The following is a 3,753-nucleotide window of genomic DNA, read 5'->3' on the forward strand; positions in this document are numbered from 1 at the left end:
TCCTCCGGCTCCCAGGCGCGGAGCAGGTCGAACAGCCCTGCGTCGCCGTCGATCCGCAAGGAGTCCGCCGGGACACGGTCGTAGAGGAAGAGGATCAGCTCACCGGCCGTGGCGTGGGCGGATACACCGGCTGCGTCCGGGCCCTCGCCGCCGGCGGCGGGCAGACGGGTGGTCCGGGCGCCGTCGCCGTCGACCGTGAGGCGCCAGGAGCGCCCCTCGGCGGCGTGGAAGTCGAAGGCGGTGGGCTTGTGCGGCCAGGCGCTGGGCGTCGCGACGCAGGTGAACAGGAACTCCTCGACACCGTCGAGGGCCACCTCGGCCGGCAGCGGCTGCGGGGCGCCCGCGGCGAGCCGGGCGTCGTAGGTGTGCACCGCGCTCTCCTGGACCCGGTGCCGGGCGACCCCGCCGGAGGTCCGCGGCGTCTGCAGGGCACTCCACCACGCCCAGCAGCCGGCGTCCGGGCCCGCCTCCCGCAGCGCACCCAGCAGCAGCTGCGTCGACTCCTTCAGCCAGGCCACCAGGGCCTCGCGCTCCCGCGGCACGACCAGGGCGGCCCGCTCGGCGGCGGCCCCGTCCGGCGGGGCGTCGGCGGGGCCCGCACCGACGATGGCGGCCCAGAAGCGGTCGCCACCACCCAGGTGCTGGGCCAGGTCGAACAGCGTCCACTCGGGGCAGGTCGGCACCTGCGCGTCGAGGTCGGGCGCGGAGGCGACCGCGGCGCGGAACGCGCTCGACCGTTCGTCAATCAGCCGCAGGAGGTCGGAGAAATCGAGAGTGTTATGCACCCGGGGTGTCTATCACCTGCTCAGCCCACGGAAAAGCGATTTTCCCCGCCCACCGCGGCAGCGGCGCAGCACGGGCCGCTGGGGCCGGAGCCGCGAACGGCACTCCGCCGTCCGCCCGTTGTCACGGCGTCAGCCGCGTCACGTCCTGGACCCCCGGAAGACCGGCACGACGTGTCCCGGACCGGCCGCTGGTCCATCACGGCCGTGGGAGACCCGCCGACCGGCTGGTGCGGCGAGGAGAAGCCCACGCGGCGGGCGGCCGCCCGGCTTCGACCGCGAGGCCTACAAACGGCGTGACACCGTCGCATGGTGCATCAACGAGCTCAAGCGGTGGCGCGGCCTCGCCACAGCAGGGTGGTGCCGTCGGAGCCACCCGGGCCGTGGACGACGAGCAGGCCGCCCGAGGGGACCTCCAGGTCCACGTCCTCGAAGACGGGTCCGCGTGGTCCGTGGACCGCGAGGCCGTGTGCGGTGACCGGTAATCCCTGGATCTCCATGGCAACCGGCTGTCCGCCGGGACGACAAGTGGCTTGACCTGGCCACTAGAGTGGAAACGATCTTGGGGGGTTGTTGCGATGAGACTCGCGGTGGCAGGCACCGTGCTGGCCGGTTTGATGCTGGCCGGATGTTCCTCGGCTGCCGATGGTCAGGCCGCGTCGAGCGCGGAGAGCAGCGAACCGGTGATGTCGGTGAGCCCGCAGGGCTCTCCGGCACCGAAGGCCTGCGCATCGCCGCATCCCACATCGAGCTGGATGGGCGGCTCCACCACAGGCCTTCCGGACGACGTGCGCTGTCTGCCCCATGTCCTGGACGGTGAGATGCTCGCGCCTCCGCCCGAAGCCGCGGGCGCTGTGGGAGGAGGTCAGGCCCTGACGATCCACGTGACGGAGGACACCACCCCCGAGGACGCGCTGGCGCTCTGCCGCCGGCTCACCGACCTCGGCTACGGCACGGGTGGCAGCCATGGTGTCTCGGCCCTGAACGTCGGCGGCTTCGACGCCGGTCACTACATGTCGATGCCGAACCGTCGGCCCTGCATGCAGATTCGGTAACCGCCGTACCGGCCCAGGACGGGACAGGGGGTCGGCGACCCCTCGGCACCGGCCACCTGCACCCCGAGGTTCGGGGCCCTGGACGGCCCGTCGGCCCCGGCAGTCGAGAGTGGGAGTCTTCCGAACGACACCCGGTGCCCGCCGTCGGTGACGTGGGGGACTCGTCCGGATCCGCCGGTCGCCGAGTCTCGCACGCCGGATCAGCCCCGGCTCCTGACGCACATCGGACCCGGCGGCAGTGCGGGGGAAGGTGCGGGCGGACCGGGTGGCCGCGGCTACAGCCGGTCGCTCTTGCGGTGGTCGAGGACGACGGCACCGGAGCTGAAGGCGGTGGTGGTGGCGAGCGTCCAGGCGGCGGCGCTGGAGCCCTCGGGGAACAGGCGCTTGCCCTGGCCGACGACCACCGGGTGGATCCACAGCGTCAGTTCGTCGAGCAGGCCGAGCTCCGTCAACAGCGGATCCGCCTCGCAGCGCCCGCCGCAGACCGCACGCGGTGCGCCCTTCGGTCGACCCCTGACCCACTGCCGCCCGCGCCCGGTGCAGGCCGACGGCGCCGGAGGTGAGCGGGAAGCCGGTCGCACTCATCGGCGTGCCGGTCCTCGAACACGCGACCGTCACAGCTGACACACCGGGGGCTGTAGAAACTTGGACGATCTGTGTAGGTTGATCACCGCTCAGCCAACTGTTCGCGGAGAGACCAGCCATGACGCAACCCCCGCCGCCCGACCACGGCTACGGCTATCCCCGGCAGCCCCCGGCCTACGGCCAGCCGCCGTACCCGCACCAGCCGCCCTACCCGTACCCGTACCCCCAGCCGCCGGCGCCGGCGCCGGCCAGGCGGTGGTGGCAGCACCCGGCTCTGATCATCGTGACCCTGTTCCTCTTCCCGCCCGGCGGCATCGCGCTCGCATGGCGCAGCCGTTGGAGCCGGCCGCAGAAGGTCGTGGCGACCGTTCTCGCCGGCATCTGGTTCTTCACACCCTTCATGGGTGACCCGCCGCAGGACCCGAAGGGCGACGCCAAGCCGGTGGCCGCGGCGACGCCGGCCACTGCTGCGCCGGCGAGCCCGACGCCGGCCGCACCGCCGAGCTTCGTGGGCCAGAACCTCAAGTCGGCCAAGTCCGCGGCGAGCAAGGCCGGGTACGACGCCACCTCGCACGACGCCTCCGACAAGAGCGCGGGCCAGTGGGACGACGACAACTGGAAGGTGTGCTTCCAGACCGTGACGGCCGCGAAGGCGGGCAGGACGCCCTCGCTCGACTTCGGTGTGGTCCGTGTCGAGTGGCCCTGCCCCGCGCACGACGGCGAGCCGATCCCCTATCCGAAGATGCCGGCGGTCGTCGGCCAGACCTTCGCGAAGGCGTCCGAGACGCTGGGGCCGCTGCAGCTCAAGGCGGTCGAGGCCGGCAGCGCCTACCTCGACGTCACCCTCCCCGCCGGCGTCGGCGACTGGACCGTCTGCTTCCAGGACCCGAAGGAGGGCAAGGAACTCGAGTACCCGAAGACCGTCACGGCGCACCTCAAGGTCACGGCGCCCGGCACGGCCTGCCCGGCAACCGAGTTCACCCGCCTGCACCCCGACCCGACACCGCCGGCCGTGACCGACGACGACTCCACCAGCGGCTCGTCCTCGTCCGGTGGCTCTTCCTCGAGCGGCGGCTCCTCCTCGGGCGGCTCGGGCAGTGCCTACTACGAGAACTGCGCAGCGGTCCGGGCCGCCGGCAAGGCACCCCTCCACCGGGGGGATCCGGGCTACAGCAGGAAGCTGGACCGTGACGGCGACGGAACCGCCTGCGAATAGCGCCCGCGATACCTGCACCTGGAGGCGGCCGGTCGGGCGCCTGGGGCCGGGCCGGGACACCCGTGTCCCGGCCCCGCCCCGGCGGCGGCGGCGCCGGCCACAGCCAGGCCGAGAG

General features: G+C 73.0%; 5 protein-coding genes and 1 pseudogene. 3 read left to right on the top strand and 3 right to left on the bottom strand.

Annotated features, from left to right (window positions below):
* Positions 1–785, bottom strand: a 785-nt coding sequence (locus tag ABZ641_RS29065) for a maleylpyruvate isomerase family mycothiol-dependent enzyme (protein ID WP_359986478.1), incomplete at its 3' end; no start/stop codon positions are given.
* Positions 786–1,035: 250 nt separating this feature from the next.
* Between ABZ641_RS29065 and ABZ641_RS29070 the strand changes: the two are divergent.
* A pseudogene (locus ABZ641_RS29070) lies at positions 1,036–1,134 on the top strand (IS5/IS1182 family transposase); the annotation flags it as partial.
* Here the strand turns inward: ABZ641_RS29070 and ABZ641_RS29075 are convergent.
* The gene (locus ABZ641_RS29075) at positions 1,109–1,282 is read right to left on the bottom strand and encodes a hypothetical protein (RefSeq protein ID WP_359986489.1); all 174 of its coding nucleotides are present in this window, start codon (positions 1,280–1,282) and stop codon (positions 1,109–1,111) included. The pseudogene ABZ641_RS29070 and the gene ABZ641_RS29075 sit on opposite strands and share 26 nt — an antisense overlap.
* A 90-nt stretch (positions 1,283–1,372) precedes the next feature.
* On the opposite strand from ABZ641_RS29075, the gene ABZ641_RS29080 reads away from it, so the two are divergent.
* On the top strand, positions 1,373–1,837 hold the full coding sequence (locus ABZ641_RS29080) for a hypothetical protein (protein WP_359986481.1): 465 nt from the start codon (positions 1,373–1,375) through the stop codon (positions 1,835–1,837).
* Between the two features lie 275 nt (positions 1,838–2,112).
* On the opposite strand, the gene ABZ641_RS29085 is transcribed toward ABZ641_RS29080, so the two are convergent.
* On the bottom strand, positions 2,113–2,289 hold the full coding sequence (locus ABZ641_RS29085) for a dihydrofolate reductase family protein (protein ID WP_359986484.1): 177 nt from the start codon (positions 2,287–2,289) through the stop codon (positions 2,113–2,115).
* A gap of 251 nt (positions 2,290–2,540) precedes the next feature.
* Between ABZ641_RS29085 and ABZ641_RS29090 the strand changes: the two genes are divergently transcribed.
* Positions 2,541–3,638: an excalibur calcium-binding domain-containing protein gene (locus ABZ641_RS29090; RefSeq protein ID WP_359986486.1), complete on the top strand. Its 1,098-nt coding sequence runs from the start codon at positions 2,541–2,543 to the stop codon at positions 3,636–3,638.
* Positions 3,639–3,753 lie beyond the last annotated feature (115 nt).

The sequence above is a fragment of the Kitasatospora sp. NPDC007106 genome (assembly GCF_040634455.1).
GTDB classification, from domain to species: Bacteria; Actinomycetota; Actinomycetes; order Streptomycetales; family Streptomycetaceae; genus Kitasatospora; species Kitasatospora arboriphila.